Below are 17,950 nucleotides of genomic sequence, written 5' to 3' on the forward strand. Positions count from 1 at the left end.
TTACTGCCTTAAACTGCTTAAAACAAGCGCTGTTCTATTTTTATGGTGTCACCCGCTGCAATTTGGCTATTTAAACTACCTTTTTGTTGCTGCTGTTTGGTTTGCTCTTTAAAAATAAATATTTTATCAACCGAGGCGCGTTCAGTTAATCCACCGGCCAATGCTATTGCTTGATTTACCGTCATAGCAGGTTGATAAGGATAGCCACCTGGTTTTTTAACTTCACCATGTATATAAAAAGGGCGGTATTCTATAACTTGCGCATACACATTAGGGTTTACTAAGTAATCAGGCTGTAAGCCTTCGCTTATTGTTTGCTCAACTTGAGCAACACTTAAACCAACTAGTTTCACCTTACCTAAAAATGGGTAGTTAATCTCACCACTATTGCCAAGCAGTGAGGTTACATCTAAGTCTGGTTGGCCAAAAACTTTAATTTCTATTTTATCACCTGCACCTAAAATGTAGTTTTGCGAATCACTCGCAAAACTACAAAAGCTGAGTAACAATATAAAGCCAGTTAAGATTTTAACCTTCATTCATTACCCTTTAGTGCAAATGTAAAGTTAAGGCCTACAATTACGCGGTCAAACTCAATGTTAGTTTGAGTTGAATTACGGTCAATAAATTCAACATAGCCTGTTAGCATGCCAAAGTTGCTTGCTAAATAATTTAAGCCTAGGCGGGCATTTTTAACTTTATCTTTTCGGTTAAAATTACCAGAGTATTGCTGGTCAACGTAATTAGCACTTACTACAGAGCTTAAGTAGTCGCTCCAATCATGCTGCCATGTTGCACCATAAACGCTTTCACGAATGTAATCGCCTTGCACTAATGGATCTTTGGCTGCACGGCTAGTAACTAATTGTAGTGATGAGTAAGAAAGCGGCTTCCATACAGCGGCAGCTTCCCAACTTAAACCACTAAAGTTATCGCGCAGGTTCGACTCAAAATCTTTATTTTGGTAACCCACTTTAAATGAGCCAGAAGTAACAGCTGTTGCTTCCCACTCCATACCTAATAATACTTTAACGTCGTCTGAGTCACGTGAAATACCGTTTGAATCAATAACGTCGTATTGATAGTTTTCTTGCTTAACCTCTAAAAAGGCACGCGTACCAGCTTGGGTATTATAATAACCTGTAATACCTAGCATAGGCTTGTCGTAATCACGAAACTGCGATATTGCCGTAAAATTTTGATAATTTTTATTATAATAACCTGCAGTTAAAGCAACCTGGGCTTTAGAGCTTTCTGCGCCATATTCGTAACGAGCTGTTAGGTTTTGCTGCTGGTAATGAACTAGCTCATCAACAACATTACCTTGGCCTTCGGTTAAACCCGCACCGCGTGGCTCGTATAACCAATCTGCGTCACCAGTAACATCTAAGCGGTGTTGGCTAGTGAACTCTTTATGCACACCTGCGCCCAAGTTTACTTGAGTGAAATTATCGGTAGTGTCTTTATTGTGGAACGACGTGCTTGATGCAATATCAAATTTATAGCTGTCAGGGCCGTCTTCAATAAGCGCTTCTATACTCGGCGCTATATTCCATATTAAACGCGACTCGGTGTTTTCTGGAGTGCTAAAAAAGTTGTCGTTGCTACTTACACCCAACTGCAGCATAGGTGTAACCTCAGCGCCATCTTTTGTCATTACACTGCCTGGTTGTAATTCTACTGCTAATGCAGGTGCTGATAAGCCTAACGCAACGAGTAAAGTGGTAATTGTATTAGTACGCATTTTCACTTTTAAATCCCTTAAAAATTGTCATAAAAATTATTTTCACATCAAACCATAAAGACCAATGTTTAATGTAATGTAGGTCGTATTCAACTCGCTTGGCCATTTTATCAAGTGTATCGGTTTCGCCGCGCCAGCCGTTTATTTGTGCCCAACCGGTAATACCCGGTTTGGTTTTATGCCTAAACATATAAAACTCTACTTTTTTTCGGTATTCTTCGTTGTGAGCAACTGCATGGGGCCTTGGGCCAACAATCGACATATCGCCTTTTAAAACATTTATAAACTGCGGCAGTTCGTCAAGGCTAGTTCGGCGCAAAAAACCACCTAGTGGAGTAATGCGGGCATCATTTTTAGTTGCCTGAGTCACCACATCGCTGTTTTCGGTCACCGTCATCGAGCGGAACTTCCACACTTTTATTTTTTGCCCATCTAAGCCATAGCGATCTTGCTTAAATATAATAGGCCCTTTTGATGTCAACTTTATTGCGGCCGCTATCATTACTAAAACCGGGGCGATTAAGGTAACAATAATAGCCGAAACAACTATATCTTCTGTGCGCTTTATAAATTCATGAGTACCAATACATGGTGCTTCAAACACGCTTAACGTATCAACATCACCCACGTGCTCAATGCGAGCATGTATTAAATTTGAGAGTAAAAAATCTGGCACTATGTGCACATCTACTGTGGTATCGCCCAACTGCAATAAAATGTCGGCTATACGTTTTTGCGCTTTCATAGGCAGCGCAATATAAAGTATGTCTATTTCGCCATTGCGTGCTGCGTCTACCGCACTTTGTATACCGCCCTCAACACCTTGCTGTTCAAGTTGTTCAAATAAACGTTCAGGGCTTCTGTCGTCATAAAAACCTTTAAAGTTAAACCCTAACTCGTCGTGTTTTACAATTTCAGCATGTAAATAAGCAGCAGACTCAGTGGCGCCAATAATGGCCACATTGCGTTGCGATAGTCCTAATTTACGGCGGCTACGTTTATACCAATAAACCCCTAAGCGCCAAATATATAAATACGCCGCACTTAATAAAAACCAAATAACCACACCAACACGTGAAAGAGACTCGGTAAACTTAAATACAAAAGACACGACTAATAAAAACGCAAAAGCAATGAGCACACTACCCCACGCACACATTACCATTGTTCTAAATTTGCCCGCTCGCCAAGAGCGATAAGTAGAAAACAGCTCAGCGCTGTATAAAAAGCTAAGTGCAACGGTTAGTGCAGAAGCAGCATAAATAGGAGTGAGTTTAAAATTATAAATTAGGGCTGCGCACTGAAAAGCTAAAAACAACGCAAATATATCAAATAATCGGTAAAAATTGGCATCAGAGGAACCTGAAGGTTTAAAAGTCCTTGGAGATGTCATTTTGCTTAATTCCTTATAGCTAATTCAGTGTGAGTAGCACCTCACAAAATCCACGGGGATAATATAGTATTAGCCAATTTTGTTCAATTACTGATTCCGACAAAAGTACTAAAATTCATATTTAAATCTTTTAGCAAACTCTTACTTTGTTTATTAAGTATCAAAGAGAGTACTCGCATTTTATTTAAGTTTAATTAAATAACCCCTTAAACCAGCTCCAAACCCCAAACGAATATCCATCAAAAATATCAATTCCCAATGCTGACTTAATCAAATATAAAACCAGCAAAGTAAATAAAATAGTAAACGTAACTACCAAACTTAAAATTATTGCTTGAGTAAACCTTGCTATTTTTTGCTCTTTTATGCTTAATTCGCGTCTGTTTCGCCCCGCTAAAAAAACATAGTAGTAACGGTATTTAAAAAACTTAACTACGCCTCTGCAATCAACAGCATGATTACCCCACTGCCTTGCACCTATGGCTATTTTTAAATGCGCTAATTGTTCATCAGTAAACGTAGTTTGAATGTTTTTAGGCATTCGCTCTAGTAAACTTCTAATAGCTGGATCTTGCTTTAAGTTCGACAAAAAAACCTCAAATGCAATATGATTATTAATTGTCAATTATTTTAAACAACTATTTAATAATAAAAAGCCAATTAAAACTTAATTGGCTTTTTATTTGCTAAAAGTACTTTTTATTTAAGCGTACTAGAGCGATAAGTATTGTTATTTAACCAACTTGGTAGTTCATAGGTTGGTACCTTACCATCTTGGCTAATGTTAGTTTGATGATATGAATGTTGGTTCCAAATGCGAGTTGCATTTTTCCAAGGCTTGCTATTATCAGCAGCACCATACACAGTGACACCATTATTAATGCTATATCTAGAATCAGTATTATTTGATACAACAACAAGCTCTGCATTATCGTCGCCCTCTAGGTCAACAACAATTGGGTATTCCCAAAGCGTTCCTGATGAGTTAGCAACTGTCGATAATACTTCACCATTAAGGCCATTTAATACTCTTACTTTATAGTGATCTTGCACTATAACTTCGTCAATACCATCACCATTAAAGTCATATGCACTCAAGCCTATTTTACCGCTCCATTCATCGTCATTAGCTACTGACCATTCTAAACCACCTTGACTATTGTACATATCAATTGATTTATATCCAGCATGGGCTATACCCATATCATCTTTACCTAAAAAGTTAGATATTGACTGTGCACCGCTACCGCCGTTTACTGAATTATCTAACTCCCATTTAACATTTCCATTTGCTTCAAGTGCGACTAGCTTGCTCTTGTTAGCTGTAGCTGATGTGGCTGGAATAGACAGGATAACTTCAGGCTGTTGGTCTCCATCAATATCTGCTATTGATGAAAACCATATTTTGTCCTCACCGACATATCTCCAAAGCTCTGCTCCATATACATCATTAAGCTGACCACTAGATAATACTTCTTGGACACCATCAGAATTAGAATCAAATATTACTGAAGAAGGAGCCCAGTCAAAAGTATAAACTGAACCAGTATCATAGTTATAAACGGCATCACCTAGCGAAAACTCTACAGAACCATCATTATCTAAATCAGCAATAGAGACGTTACCAATCGTTGACCAGTTAGAACCGACTTTTGATATCTGTTTTTTAGTTATACCATTATTATCGATAACAGATACATATTCACTAAGCCTACTTGAAACAATAATTTCAACTACACCATCACCATCTAAGTCGGCAACTGCAGGAGTATATCTAGCATCAGCTGCAATAGCGCCTGATGTATAACTCCAAAGCTCGCTTCCATCTATTCCACTCAACGCTCTAACTACACCGTTAGATAAATCGGTTCCTTTGTAAGAAACAATAACAACGTCAGCAACATCATTATTATTAATAATATCATCGCCATTATCATCGTTTAACTGCGCTACTACAGGAGTAGAAATTACTTGGTTATGCTCAGGCATAAAGTCGCTAGAATTCCAACTCCACTTTTGTGCCATTTCAAATGGTGCAATAGGCTCAGCTAAAGCAGGTAGGTCACCATTAAATTCGCCACCTAGTAATGCCATAGAACCTTTAAAACTTTGGCCAATAATTGGCATTTTAGCCGTACCGTAAGCGCCTTTAATATCAGCGTAAGGGGCAAGTATTACACCCTCCCAACGGTTACCTTTAATATTAAGGTTTTGCGCATCAGGGAAGTTAAATACTGTTTTACTTGCGTGGCGGCGTAAATGCCAAAAACCTTTACCGCGTACATGTAAATCAGCACCACCTGTAATATTAAAAATTACAGTTGCATCGCTTGGTATGCCCCATACTTTAAAAGTATGCGCTTTCGCAAAATCACGGCCATCAATATTAAACACTTGCGTTGAAGAACTGCCGTCACCTTCTAGGTATAAACCACCCCATTTACGGTAAACTGTACCTGTTTGGCTTAACTGGTTTAACTCGGCGCTTAAATTTTTGTAGTATTGTTCTTGTTCATCAAAGTTAAATGGCATGGCCGATTCATCTTGGTTAGAAAGGATTTTAGAACCCCATTCCATACCCCAGCGTACACCCCAATGAATGTCAGTACCGCCACCGGCAATCATGCTACCTACATATTGGCGACCATATTTAAAATCGATAGTTGATTCACTAATTAAGTAATATTCTTCAGAGCTGTATGGGCGAGTGTAACCTACACTGTAACCTTGAAGATCGATTTCACCGGCAGCAATTGCGCCATCTGCACGGCCAAAGTTTGATTTAAAATCATTAAAAACAAATGCTGAAAAATTATTGGCTACGCCTAAGTCTGCAGCTAGTGTTGTAGAGCTGGCTAAAGAAAGTGCGATCACTGCACTTATCTTTTTAAATTTAAGTAATGAGTTAGTCATTTTTTCCCTCGAAAATGAAAAGTGCATTATAGGCACCAAGTTTATGTCATTTGTTTAATGAAAGTTAATTCATCAAGCGCTGGTGAACATTATATACACAAATAAAATCAAAAGGAACAAAAAACACTACGAAAGTACCAATTTCAGACCCCAAAAAAGGAACTGAAAATTAAAATCAATGACTTACAGTTCGTTTTAATAAAAAAACAATTTAAAAAAAACAAAAAAACACCGTAAAGGATTGCTAAATGTTAATTTTTAGTTAATATTTACATTTGGAAGAAAAGATCAACGATTTCACGTTAATCTTATCTTTTTGTCGTTAATCACTGAAGAGATATAGTAGAATTGTGTGAGGGGATAAGTGCCTTAAAATAGGTTTCTCAATATCAACCGTTAAACTTATTTTTTATTAAAAGATAGACAAACTTTGAATTTGTAACTAAGTAGCGCTTCCACATTCTGCCTGGTTCTTGAATTACCCTATATAGCCACTCTAAACCGGCTTTTTGCATCCACTGTGGTGCTCGCTTTACTTTTCCTGCTACAACATCGAACGTACCGCCAACACCCATTACAAAGTCTACACCAAGCTTATCTTGCCATTTATTAATAAAATTTTCTTTTTTTGGGGAGGTAATCGCAACAAATAATAACTTAGCGCCCGATTCGCGTATTTTAGTGACAACGGCCTCTTCATCATCCCAAAAGTAGCCATCGTTATAACCTGCTATGTTTAAATTTGGGTTCTGCGCTTTAACTTTGCTTACTGTTTTGCTAACCACCTCTTCGGTGGCACCGAGCAAAAACACAGGGAAGTCTCGCTTGGCGCTCATTGCTAACAATTCATGAAATAAGTCAACCCCTGCTACACGCTCTGGTACTTCGTGCCCTAAAAAACGCGCACCAAACACTACACCCATACCATCAATATTAATTACCTCACACGCTTTAACCGACTCAGCTAAAACAGGGTCTTTTTGCATATTTACTATTTTGGCTACATTAACCACAACATGCTGTAAAAACTGCTTTTGCTCAATTCTACTTTCAATAAAAAACACCGTCTCTTGCATGGTGGCAATATCCATTGGGGCTTTTAAAAATTCAATACGTTTCATTGTTGAGTCCGTTTTTTAATGTTGTTCAATAACTGCACTTTTAGCGCTGTTCATTTTTTGTCGATTAAAATAAGCAAACGAATAATATACCCATGCTTGTGTCCAACGCACATAGTCAACCTTATTGGTAAAGTACTTATTTTTTTGATAAATAAAACGCTGCTTTTTAGGCATATATAGGGTTTTAATAGCGCGGTTTATTACTTTTTCGGCCATCGTAAAGTCATCTGGCGTTTTACCTACTTTTAATAATGTAAAAACAGCTTGCGATACACTGTGCATATCGAGTGGGTAGCGATTATTATTGTAATATTTTGCAGTGCCATCTTGCTCAAATAGATGCGTTTTATAATAAGTAAGTCCTTTAGCAATTGCAGATTCAAACTCATCAGTTTGTAATTCATCACTCAGTAAGCGAAGTGCCTCTAGGTTATAACCGGTATGAAAGCCATCAATAAACTGATGATGATGACGAGCACCATATACCCATGAGCCATCAGCCCCCTGTTCGCTTACCGACTGCCTTGCTGCATTTAAAGCAAGCTGTTTGTAATGTTGGTTGTTAGTAAGTACAGCAACTTTTGCAACCCATGCAGCGCCCCAAAGACTAGCATTATGCACAAAGGCCGTTTCACCTGGTATGTAACCAAAAAACTGTCTACCATCACATTCTTTGTATAATGTTTTTACAATAAAATGCGCACTATCAATTGCAGTTTCTGAGTATTTTTTGTCTTTGGTGATTTCACCTAACGCATATAAAGCCTGAGCAACATAAATAGTAGTAATTACGTTTGGCTTACCTTTAGGTACAAAAAAAGCACGAGCATTCCAATCAAAGTGATAACCCCAACAGCTATGTTGCCAAATAGATTTATCACTTTGCTGGGTCAATAACCAATCAGCTAGCCCTATTGCTTCATTTAAATAAGTTTGCTCATTGGTTGCTTTATAGTCTTCCAATAAACCTAAAATAAACAAACCAATACCCTTAGGGTTACGCTTTTTAGGCACACCACATAATGGCCGCAAGTTTATAGCTAAACGTTTATGCAGCTGAATCCAAGCAAGCCCTACAATGCCTTGTTTAAATCGAGGAATTAATTCAAATAGTTTACTATTGAGCCCATCAAATGGATCCTGACCAGCGTATTCATATTTTTGTGCTAGTTTTAGTATTGTTTTTGCGCAATAAAAGCTGTCAGTCATAATCAAGCGGCCCCTGCTTTTCTAGTTAAGCTATCGTATATAGACTGTAGCTGAGGAAGAATTGCTTGTTGGGAGAAGTTGTTTTCAAACTTTGTCTTTCCAGACTTAGCTAATTGGGCATTTAGCTCTCTATCCTGTATTAGTTTAATTAATGCTTGTGCTAGGGCTTCAACATCACCTGCATTCACTAATAAACCATCTTTATCTGATTCAATTGCATCAGGGATACCTCCGGCATAGGTCGAGACAACGCAAACATTAGCAGACATAGCCTCGATGACCCCCATAGGGAAACCTTCGTTATAGCTAGGCAAACAGTATATATCAGCAGATCTTAAAACAGATAATTTCTTATCTCCACTGATCCACCCTAAGAACATAACCGAGTCTGAAATATCAAGTTCAGAAGCTAACGCTGTGAATTTTTCGATATCCCCATCACCAGCCAACTCTAATTTAGCATTTGGACATTTGGCTTTAACCTTTTTAAAAGCTCTAATTAAATCTCCAGCTCCTTTTCTTTCACCAATACGACCAAGGAAAACGACTTTTCCTATTTGAGAATCACTACCATTATTTGCAATAGGAATGACTGAGTTGTATAAAACTTGAAAATGCTCAGTTGATGGGAAGGTAACCGCTGCCCAGTCTAACCATTGCGTAGATAAGACAAGCACTTTATCTACCATCATGAACGTATTTCTAATATGCTGCTGTTTGTCATCTGAACATTCATTAGAATAAAAATCTCTAAACTCAGCACCATGCAAATGAAGTATTACTTTCACATTAAAAAACTTTAGTATTCTTACTATTAATGACTTACGACTATAACTTCCTCTTGATGCCATATGAATATGAGCAACTTCAATTTTATAGAGCAAAAGTAAAAAAATAATTTTAAAAATTGATAATAAGAAGAACAATTTCATCAAAAAATGACTAACACCAGACTTGTTCACAGAAACTAACTTAATATTATTTTCGTCAACAAACCCCATTTCAAAATAACTGTTAATAACGGTTGAGATTCCTCCTTGACCTTCACGTTTTGGCCCAACCATTAAATTAATTCTTTTCTTCATTTTAATCCTTAATTTTACAAATAGCTTGTCGCATTTTACCATTTTTAGTCCGTTGTATGCTGTCCACAACTTCAACGGTTACAGCTATGCTCTGACCTAAACGCTCTTTAGTATTTTCAACTAGAATGTTACGCTCTTTTTCGTTAAAAACAGCTGTATCTACCATAACAAAGATATGAACAGCTCCTTTTTTTTGTTGATAAAACTGGCAAGCAATTAACCCTGCAACCCCTTTTGGTATATGGTTTAATATGTGAATTTTCTGATTATCTTCTGCGACTAAATAGTCGCCAACTCTACCTTCAATTTTTTCTATAATAGGGAAAACTCTGCCACAGGGACATGACTCTTCACTAGATAAATAAACATAGTCACCTGTTTTATATCTTATTAAAGGGAAGTAATGATTATTAAAATTAGTACCAATAATTTCATGTCGTCCTGACGCATCAACGGGCATTAATTCTACATGGGAATAATCGGTTAAGAGATGGTATCTTCCATGTTCACACTGGCCTATCGCAGCTACTCGCTCAAATAAACCATACCAGTCAAATACTTTACAGCTAAACCGAGTCTCAATTAAGTGACGATCTTCTTCAGATAAAGACTCAGAAGATGTGAGGATTGATTTTATTTTACTTGGGTAGTAACTATCAATAGACTCTAAGTACCTTGCTAATGCAACGATCGAAGATGGATATGCCTGTATAACTTCTACACCAAAATCGACCATAGCTTTAATATAATCAGGTATTGTAATAGCAGAAATATGAAAAGAAGATAACAAAATCATATCTTCAAAATAAGAATAACGCCAAAATGGAGATTGCTTTTGAGCAAAGGGCACAACCATATCCCCACGGATCCATGCTCTTTTATCACCCTTTTTATAGCCAGCCCACTCTCGCTGTCTATCAAAAAAAGCCTGCTCTCTATTCACTGCAATGAGGTCTTGATATATATTAAGAGGGCTCCCTGTTGTACCGCTTGTTGCCCCACTGATCACTACTTTTGGCTTAACATCTGAAATAAAAGCGTTAGGATTATTGCGAACCACGCTCTTATCTATAACAGGAAAGCTATTAATAGATTTATCTTTTAATGCTTGCTCCTTATAAAAATCAACATTCTTTAGAGCATTATCAATACACGATTCGAGCATTGCGTCTGAATAAGATTGTAAATTATCCGCCGAACGCTCATTTCTATGAATATTGTGAAGAGTCTCTTCTGAAAAATTATTTCTTTTTAGTTTAACTCGAATAAATCCACGTATTGTTAAAATACTATTTTGGATAAATATTGGTGCTAGCTTATATATTTTGCTGTTTAACATTCCACTAAGTCCATTTTTTCAGTGTATTCTTTAAGCGTCATAAAACTATTGAATTGCGAAAGTACTTTTGAAAATGGGCTAAATAAGCTCAAATCCTTAGGATGTGCAATTAGTACTAGCGGGTAGTTAGGGTCTTGTACACGTCTTTGTTTAATTGCAACTTTAAAACGAGTAATTTCCATAGAACTAGATAAACACATATCAAAATTACTATTTTTAAGCATTTCAGTATTTTGAGCGCTTTTATCTTCTCTATTATGAGAATATGGTACGTTTTTATATTGGCGATTTTTAATGGTAGAAAATACTCTAGCCCAGCTAAATCGTTGTAGTTTATTAACACTGATTGTCAATAATGGTAGCTCAAGCAATCTTCTAACGGATTTTTTATCACTTGGTATAATTATTGAGTCATCACAATGCCAATAAGGAAGGTTACTAGGCGCCATTGTGAAATCATAATTAGAGAGGCTGTTAGAAAAAAAACCAGGGCAAACTGAAGAGTCGCAGTAAATATTATTATCTAACAGTGCATTTACACTTTCATATGAATTACCTACGTTATAACCGCCTGCACGAAAAGCAGAACAATTATAATTTGGGTCTACTTCTCTAACACGCTTTTCAAGCATTTCTTTACCTAAAGCTAGAAGTTCATATTTTCCAGGTGACCCCTTAGTTGAACGCTCAGGAAGATCAGAAAAGCTCCACCATTGATGGTTTAATTTCCACTGCCCGTTAACATACTCGGCATTGTACCATTGCGGATGTAAGTGAAGCTGAATATCATGGCCTTGCTTTATTAGCTCAGCAATTTGCTTTTCAATTGCAACTGCCTCCTTGTATTCATTACTCTCTTCTGGATATAACTCTTTTAAGCCTATCAGCTTTTCAACTTCTAGTATTTCAATAAAAAAAGTAGCCTTGGTGCCAAATTTATCGAACGCTTTCAACATTTTATAAGTAGGGTCGATTAAATGTTTAAAAACACATCCCTTACCACTTCCAAATAACTCATAGTCAATTGTTATAATATTAGTCATTAGTTTCCCTTGAAAGCTCATACCTTTTGCCAAGTATCATTAAAGTTTTAACTTCTGATACCTGTTTAAACCCAGTTTTAGTGAAAGAGGCTATTGATGATAGATTTTGAGCATTTATAGAAGTTACAATTTTAGATACTCCCTTTGCTTTACATTTCTCAATTGCAAAAAATATCATTGCTTTATTTATACCTTTACCTCTGTGCTTTTTATCAACAAAAACAGGGCCAATCCATGCAGAGTTATTAGCACTAAGTAAAACCTCTCCGAATCCAGCGATTTCCTTTTTACCAAAGGATAAAAAAGTGAAACCTGCCACTTCATCATTTACCTTTGCAACAAAGCATTCACCACCACCTTCAAAGCTATTTGCAACATCCGCTTTTGATAAATGCAAAATCCCTATTGGTTTATCTATATCTTTTAAATCCACTGTTTTCAGTTTTTCAAATTCAAGTTCTGAGATGTTTAATTCAAAACCTAATGTACTTGTTTTTCTATAAAAAAAACCTGTTACTTTTTTCAAGAACATTATAAAAACATTGTAGAAGCCGTCAGTCTTACATCGTTTTAAAACCTTAATAATCATTTTTTTACCTGCATAAAAAATGGTTTTAAATCTTTTAAATCGAATATATCAGTACTATTTGATCTAAAAATTGATAAGTTATCTTTAAAGTACTTTTTAAATGATTTAGTTTTGGTAAATAAGATCATACAAGATTGAATATCTCGCAAAAACGATGACCATTTTATGGTTGTGTTTAAACGCTCTCCCTCTTCAGCCTTTCCATAGAGCAACTTAAAGGGGGTAATATATTTGCTACCTATCGCACTCATTAAGCCGCATGGCCTTGAGTTTGCTTCAATTAAAAAATATGTTCCTGTTTGATCGCATTCTTTAAACTCTACTTCGATTAAACCGACATAATTAGAACTTTTTAAGAGTTCAACTATCGGTCTGTATATAGAATCCATAAAAGCAGTGGGAGCTTCAAACTCTTCTACATAAGAACCAAAACCGTTTTTAGATATTCGGCACTTTCTAGTCAAAAGGTATGCTACATGCTCACTTGAAATTGAAAGTTGTAGCGATATGTTAGAATCCTCTGCTCCACTAATATAATCTTGAAAAATTAGATATTGGAGTGTGTTTTTGCTCACACTTGTATAAAAGTGCTGAAAATCACTAAAGCAATTAAAAACTTTTGTTTTAAAGTTAGCGTCACTAGTACTATGTAATACGTCCTGATTCCATTTAACCAAAATTGGATTTGGTAATTCACCATTTTCATATAAGGTAGTCGGTTCGTAGCTTTTTGGATATTTAATGCCTATTTCTTTAAAAAAATTGTAAGTTGAATCTTTATGGGCAAAGAGTTTTATTAGCTCGAATGGTTTAGGATATATGTCATACAATGAACTTAATTCTTTTCCATAGTCAACAATAGCCTGCAACTCTTTACCGCCACAGATGTGCATTTCATTGAAATCACGATTCAGCAATTTTAGTTTTTTTATAAATTCTTGAGGGTCCTTAACACATAGCTTTTCACCATACTTCGAATGAAATGCAATTTTCTCATCTAAAGAAACCAACAATACTTTTTCACCTTGCCTTGCTAATAGCCGAAGAACATAAAGAGCTTGGGGCCCAGAACCTAAAATTATTGCACTCACTAATGACCTCTTACTTATTCTTAAAAATTATTAAATCACTTATCAAAAAAACTTTAATAGCGAATTTGTAATATATAAATCACTTAACCCCAACCTTTTTATCATCAGTCGCTTTAGTGGAATAAACCAAATATAAACAAGAAATAAAAAATAGAAGTACGGGGGTTTTTGTTGCTAGTGCGTTATTGGTAACCGAAGCCCCTAATAAAACAAACAATGCTACTTTTAATTGTGTTGGACCATTGAGAGCCAATTTCCCAGCAGTGCTAAAACAAGCAATTAAAAGTAAAACCGTTGAAATTAATCCAAAACTCACAATCCAGCCAACGATATAATTTTCTATCGTATTGATACCAATATAAAATTCAATATTCTGCATGATCGAGGCTGGTGCGCCAAGAAGCCACTCGCTAAAACTCAATTGTTCTAAAATAATAAACACATCAAATCTAGCCTGAGCACTAGAGTCAACATGTAACTTATTTAAGATACGTGCTCCAATTGGAGTCAAAGTTATTATTAATACAGTGAAAATAGATGCAAAAAAAGCGAGCGCTTGTATTACTGCAAAGCGCATTTTAGATACTCTAAAACCGTTAGACACAAATGATGGGATTTTAGGCATTACAAATAAGAACATGCCTAGCAGAAATATCCCAGTAGCTCCCCTTCCACCAAAAGCAAATAGTGCTAACGTAACTACAGTAAAGTAGATTAAATAAGGAATTCGCGTATAGCTCATTAGTAAAGGTGCCAATGCAGCAGTAATCAACGCGTTATTAAGTGGATGAGTCAGTAAAGCAACAGATCTGAAATAACTAAAACTAGAGAACTGAACAGATATCAGTGAACTACCAAGCATAAACTCTAAAATAGCTATAACTGAATTTATGAATAATAAGTATGCAAGCAACGTTAATAGTTTATTTTTATGAGTGGTACCCAACTGACTCAATAAATATAGAGCTAAAAGCGGGGCTACCATAGTATCGACCAAGTAAGCCATCCCCGACGTACCAAATCTAACTAAGCCGTATAATATAACAAGTACAATACACAAAAAACTTATTAGCCATGATGCTCTAAGCTCTCTTAGGTTAGTTAAAGGCACATTAATACCTCTTCTAAGCGTAAAAATAGCAACGGTCATCATTAATATATACGTCGAAATATGTATTTTAACTAACGGATTTCCGCCTTCTGATACGTATTTTATACCTACGTTTTCTAGTAAATAGCCGCCAAAAATAAAAGCAGACAAAAAAGTGAACACCATTACTTTATAAATATTTTCACTTTTCATTTATTTATTACCCATGCTTTACATTTTTTATAATTTAGTAAGGCAAGCACACATGAGAAAATACTCACACCAATAACGACATCAATAATAATATTGACGATGGGTATATTAATTATCACAAAGTGATAAACACGTAACTCTGGTAGGAATATAGCCATACATACAGTTGAAAGTATAATTTTATATACCTGCGACGGTACAGTGTATTTATACCCTTTCCTTAGTGATAACCATAGGCTCATAACCAATGCGATAATATTAGCAATTAAAAAAGCACTCGCTGCACCTATCAAACCAAAAGGAGGAATCAAAGTAACTAATAATGATAGGTTTAATATTAATGAAAAAACACTGATTTTTGGCAGGTATTTAGTGTTTAAAGAGAACTGTAAACCATGGTCTATATAATGTCCCTTCAAATTTAAAACAAACACCCCCGCACATAAAATATAAATAACAGTAGAACCTTGTGATAAATACTCTTCACTAAGCAATAGGTGCGTTATAGGCTCGGCTAAAATACAAAACCCAACTAAAGCAGGCACTGAAATTAAACATAACAAAGTTAAATATTCACCATGGGCTTTGTACAAAGCGGCTTTATTGTTTATTTTTTTTGTTAATTCAGGAAAACCGGGTAATGCAACAACCATAAAAATAAGTGCACCTATTCCTAATAAAATATTTGATATAGCGGCATAAATACCTGTTTGTGCTAAATCTAATGAGTCGGCAATAAAGTAACGATCTAAACGACTTGATATTGCTGCAACTAAGCCACTGGCCATAAGAGGTAAGCCATAAGAGAAAATAGCCTGAGCATCTGCAGTCTTAAGTTTATTAATACTGATTTTAAGCGGTTTAAAAACAACTAAACCTGCAGCTATGTAGCTCAAAGCAAGGGCTGATAACGCAGAAAGGATATTAGGAGAGTAAGCTAGCAAGCTGCCTGTAATTAATACAGCCATAATAGATTGAGTAAGTACGGCAATTCTATATTGGTTTAAACGCTCCATTATACGGGCTAATTCAAGATAGAACTGATAGAGAGCTTTAGTTAAAAAAACTAAAAAGGTAGCTAAAAACGTAGATAAGGTTAATAAGCCTGTTAAATATAACCCTAAACTAACTAGTGCTAATGCTGGCAATGTGCAGCAAAAAATAATTGAGCAGGCAATCGCTGCAAAATTATTATGTTCGTCTGTTTTTTTACTAGGAAGTAAACGCAGCATGCTAGAGTTAATCCATTGGGCAGCTACCGCCCTTACAACTTCAACCGTTAATAGCATTAATGCCAACATTCCGTATTCTGTTGTAGTTAATAACTTGGTATGAATACTAATTAATGCAAAAACACTAATTGCAGCAAAAACTTGCACTGGAGCATATTTTAGTAATGCATTAAACATTATTGTTCTCGCTCAGCCTTAAAAACAAGCTCATTATAAACGGCCTTATATTGCTTAATTATCTGTGAAGTATTAAATAACTCTTTTAACTTTTTCACAGATAATTCTCTATCGAAGTTATTTAAGTTTGCTGTAATTTCATCAACTGTTGTTGACTCTGTTATATACAAAACACCGATTGATTGAAAAAACTCTTTTTGCTCAGCGAGTATGCCTACTTCAGTACAAAGTAAAGGAAGCCCCGTAGCTAAAATTTCAAGCGGAACTAAGCCAAATGTTTCTTCTTTCGAAGTAAAAATGCCACAATTAGCATTATTATAAAGCTCAATTAATTCGTATTTGTTTTTTCTGCCTAAAAAGGCAACTGAGCTCTCTAATTGTAACGCTTCAATTTTACGCTCAAGTTGTTGTGCATATTCTTTGTTCGACTTAGACCCCACTATATCTAAACGGCATGCAATACCGTTTTGATTAAGCATATGGACGATGTCTATAGATTGCTCAATATTCTTTTTAGGATTAATTAAGGCACACGTTATAAACTTTATTTCCTGAGGGAGCTCAATTAATTGACTTTGTTTGGAGCTATTAAAAAAGCTGTCATCTATCGGGTTATAAATTATGTTTGCTTTAATATTATTTTTAGCGAGTTCTTGTTTTAAAATGTCACCAACAACAAACTTTTTATCACCTAAATGCCGAGTAAACTTAGGAATTATTTTTTCATATAAAAAATTATTAAAAAACCCAAAGTTATGACGCCCAATTTTTTTATAACTATGAACAGTGACAACCGATTTCCCCCTAAAACCACTGCCAATTAATACACTCCAAAAATGGGTATGTACTAAGTCAGGATTCAAAATTTTTAACAACTTGCGAATATGCCAATTTTGCCAAATAATGCCAGGAATTTTAAATTTTGATTGCTTACTTGATGCAGGCAGCCAAACAAAATCAACATTATCTGATAGACGAATAACATCACCAGAGAAAGGGGTTTTACTCTGTGGGTCGAGCCCAATAATGGTAAACCTAAAGTTAGCGTCATCATGGTTAACCAAATATTCTGCAAACATTTGGCATACACTATCTACGCCGCCACAATTGTTATTGCCCCAGTCGTAAGTTGAAAGGGGCATAATTAAAGCGATATGTTTTTTAGGCATTATATTTATTCATAATGTATCGGCCAGGATCATTTTGGTTGACTACTCGAGAAGGGTTACCAACAGACGTAGAATTTTCAGGTATATCCTTAATAACCACAGAGCCAGCACCAATAGTGACGTTATTTCCTATGACAACATTTTCGACTATGCAAACCATAGGACCTATATACACGTTATCTGCAATAGAGGCAGCTTTCCCATGGTTACTTCCAATATTTACAAATTGACTAATATTGCAGTTGGCTCCAATTTCAACTGTTGGACTTAAAACTATTCCAGTAGCATGACCTAAATTGAGCCCAGGACCAATTTTTGCTTCTTTAGGTATTTGTATTTGATACCTAATAGATAAGGTTAAATGCATAAGCCTTGCTAATGTCCTAATCAATAGGTTATTCGACTGAGTTAGCCTCCACCAAAAAGTGTACTTAAAAGAACGGTTATTATTGATTAAGTTTTTTATTAATAATTTATGGGAGTACCTTGCGGTACTCCGATACAAATCACATTTTATAAGCTCAAAAGGAGTCATAAATGTT

At 35.8% G+C, this 17,950-nt stretch carries 16 protein-coding genes; all 16 read right to left on the reverse strand.

Annotated features, from left to right (window positions below; translation table 11 throughout):
* Positions 1-17: 17 nt before the first annotated feature.
* The 16 genes from BM380_RS03180 to BM380_RS03255 all read right to left on the reverse strand — a co-directional run bounded on the left by BM380_RS03180 (position 18) and on the right by BM380_RS03255 (position 17,943).
* Complete coding sequence (locus BM380_RS03180; RefSeq protein WP_090492870.1) at positions 18-539, reverse strand: polysaccharide biosynthesis/export family protein; 522 nt, start codon at positions 537-539, stop codon at positions 18-20.
* Positions 536-1,750 carry an outer membrane beta-barrel protein gene (locus tag BM380_RS03185; RefSeq protein ID WP_090492871.1) on the reverse strand — a complete coding sequence of 405 codons (1,215 nt, stop codon included), beginning with the start codon at positions 1,748-1,750 and terminating at the stop codon, positions 536-538. Before BM380_RS03185 ends, BM380_RS03180 begins: the two co-directional genes overlap by 4 nt.
* Positions 1,734-3,137 carry an undecaprenyl-phosphate glucose phosphotransferase gene (locus BM380_RS03190; protein WP_090492872.1) on the reverse strand — a complete coding sequence of 468 codons (1,404 nt, stop codon included), beginning with the start codon at positions 3,135-3,137 and terminating at the stop codon, positions 1,734-1,736. Before BM380_RS03190 ends, BM380_RS03185 begins: the two co-directional genes overlap by 17 nt.
* Before the next feature lie 190 nt (positions 3,138-3,327).
* Positions 3,328-3,726, reverse strand: coding sequence for a hypothetical protein (locus tag BM380_RS03195; protein WP_055011913.1), 399 nt, complete (start codon positions 3,724-3,726; stop codon positions 3,328-3,330).
* A 110-nt stretch (positions 3,727-3,836) separates the two neighbouring features.
* Complete coding sequence (locus BM380_RS03200; RefSeq protein ID WP_090492873.1) at positions 3,837-6,050, reverse strand: choice-of-anchor A family protein; 2,214 nt, start codon at positions 6,048-6,050, stop codon at positions 3,837-3,839.
* 389 nt (positions 6,051-6,439) lie between these two features.
* Entirely contained in the window at positions 6,440-7,171 is a 732-nt protein-coding gene (locus BM380_RS03205; RefSeq protein WP_090492874.1) for a WecB/TagA/CpsF family glycosyltransferase, read from the reverse strand.
* Between the two features lie 15 nt (positions 7,172-7,186).
* Positions 7,187-8,380 (reverse strand): glycoside hydrolase family protein, encoded by a 1,194-nt coding sequence (locus tag BM380_RS03210; protein WP_090492875.1) that lies wholly within the window; start codon positions 8,378-8,380, stop codon positions 7,187-7,189.
* Between the two features lie 2 nt (positions 8,381-8,382).
* On the reverse strand, positions 8,383-9,465 hold the full coding sequence (locus tag BM380_RS03215) for a glycosyltransferase family 4 protein (RefSeq protein WP_090492885.1): 1,083 nt from the start codon (positions 9,463-9,465) through the stop codon (positions 8,383-8,385).
* A 1-nt stretch (position 9,466) separates the two neighbouring features.
* Positions 9,467-10,804, reverse strand: coding sequence for a phenylacetate--CoA ligase family protein (locus tag BM380_RS03220; RefSeq protein WP_090492886.1), 1,338 nt, complete (start codon positions 10,802-10,804; stop codon positions 9,467-9,469).
* On the reverse strand, positions 10,798-11,847 hold the full coding sequence (locus BM380_RS03225) for a polysaccharide deacetylase family protein (protein WP_090492887.1): 1,050 nt from the start codon (positions 11,845-11,847) through the stop codon (positions 10,798-10,800). The genes BM380_RS03220 and BM380_RS03225 overlap by 7 nt, the downstream gene beginning before the upstream one ends.
* Complete coding sequence (locus tag BM380_RS03230; protein WP_090492888.1) at positions 11,840-12,436, reverse strand: GNAT family N-acetyltransferase; 597 nt, start codon at positions 12,434-12,436, stop codon at positions 11,840-11,842. The genes BM380_RS03225 and BM380_RS03230 overlap by 8 nt, the downstream gene beginning before the upstream one ends.
* Positions 12,433-13,527 carry a hypothetical protein gene (locus BM380_RS03235; RefSeq protein ID WP_090492889.1) on the reverse strand — a complete coding sequence of 365 codons (1,095 nt, stop codon included), beginning with the start codon at positions 13,525-13,527 and terminating at the stop codon, positions 12,433-12,435. The genes BM380_RS03230 and BM380_RS03235 overlap by 4 nt, the downstream gene beginning before the upstream one ends.
* Positions 13,528-13,606: 79 nt before the next feature.
* A complete protein-coding gene (locus BM380_RS03240; protein ID WP_090492891.1) occupies positions 13,607-14,830 on the reverse strand; it encodes a VpsF family polysaccharide biosynthesis protein in 1,224 nt (407 codons plus the stop codon).
* Positions 14,827-16,239: a lipopolysaccharide biosynthesis protein gene (locus BM380_RS03245; protein WP_090492893.1), complete on the reverse strand. Its 1,413-nt coding sequence runs from the start codon at positions 16,237-16,239 to the stop codon at positions 14,827-14,829. Before BM380_RS03245 ends, BM380_RS03240 begins: the two co-directional genes overlap by 4 nt.
* Complete coding sequence (locus BM380_RS03250; RefSeq protein WP_090492895.1) at positions 16,239-17,408, reverse strand: VpsD family glycosyltransferase; 1,170 nt, start codon at positions 17,406-17,408, stop codon at positions 16,239-16,241. Before BM380_RS03250 ends, BM380_RS03245 begins: the two co-directional genes overlap by 1 nt.
* Positions 17,401-17,943 carry a serine acetyltransferase gene (locus BM380_RS03255; protein ID WP_090492897.1) on the reverse strand — a complete coding sequence of 181 codons (543 nt, stop codon included), beginning with the start codon at positions 17,941-17,943 and terminating at the stop codon, positions 17,401-17,403. Before BM380_RS03255 ends, BM380_RS03250 begins: the two co-directional genes overlap by 8 nt.
* Positions 17,944-17,950 lie beyond the last annotated feature (7 nt).

It is taken from the genome of Pseudoalteromonas sp. DSM 26666 (genome assembly GCF_900116475.1).
Classification (GTDB): Bacteria; Pseudomonadota; Gammaproteobacteria; order Enterobacterales; family Alteromonadaceae; genus Pseudoalteromonas; species Pseudoalteromonas tetraodonis.

Excerpts from the sequence above, each read along its gene's own strand:
- BM380_RS03180 (WP_090492870.1), bottom strand. The coding sequence starts at position 539 with ATGAAGGTTAAAATCTTAACTGGCTTTATATTGTTACTCAGCTTTTGT.
- BM380_RS03190 (WP_090492872.1), bottom strand. The coding sequence starts at position 3,137 with ATGACATCTCCAAGGACTTTTAAACCTTCAGGTTCCTCTGATGCCAAT.
- BM380_RS03200 (WP_090492873.1), bottom strand. The coding sequence starts at position 6,050 with ATGACTAACTCATTACTTAAATTTAAAAAGATAAGTGCAGTGATCGCA.
- BM380_RS03205 (WP_090492874.1), bottom strand. The coding sequence starts at position 7,171 with ATGAAACGTATTGAATTTTTAAAAGCCCCAATGGATATTGCCACCATG.
- BM380_RS03210 (WP_090492875.1), bottom strand. The coding sequence starts at position 8,380 with ATGACTGACAGCTTTTATTGCGCAAAAACAATACTAAAACTAGCACAA.
- BM380_RS03215 (WP_090492885.1), bottom strand. The coding sequence starts at position 9,465 with ATGAAGAAAAGAATTAATTTAATGGTTGGGCCAAAACGTGAAGGTCAA.
- BM380_RS03220 (WP_090492886.1), bottom strand. The coding sequence starts at position 10,804 with ATGTTAAACAGCAAAATATATAAGCTAGCACCAATATTTATCCAAAAT.
- BM380_RS03225 (WP_090492887.1), bottom strand. The coding sequence starts at position 11,847 with ATGACTAATATTATAACAATTGACTATGAGTTATTTGGAAGTGGTAAG.
- BM380_RS03230 (WP_090492888.1), bottom strand. The coding sequence starts at position 12,436 with ATGATTATTAAGGTTTTAAAACGATGTAAGACTGACGGCTTCTACAAT.
- BM380_RS03240 (WP_090492891.1), bottom strand. The coding sequence starts at position 14,830 with ATGAAAAGTGAAAATATTTATAAAGTAATGGTGTTCACTTTTTTGTCT.
- BM380_RS03245 (WP_090492893.1), bottom strand. The coding sequence starts at position 16,239 with ATGTTTAATGCATTACTAAAATATGCTCCAGTGCAAGTTTTTGCTGCA.
- BM380_RS03250 (WP_090492895.1), bottom strand. The coding sequence starts at position 17,408 with ATGCCTAAAAAACATATCGCTTTAATTATGCCCCTTTCAACTTACGAC.
- BM380_RS03255 (WP_090492897.1), bottom strand. The coding sequence starts at position 17,943 with ATGACTCCTTTTGAGCTTATAAAATGTGATTTGTATCGGAGTACCGCA.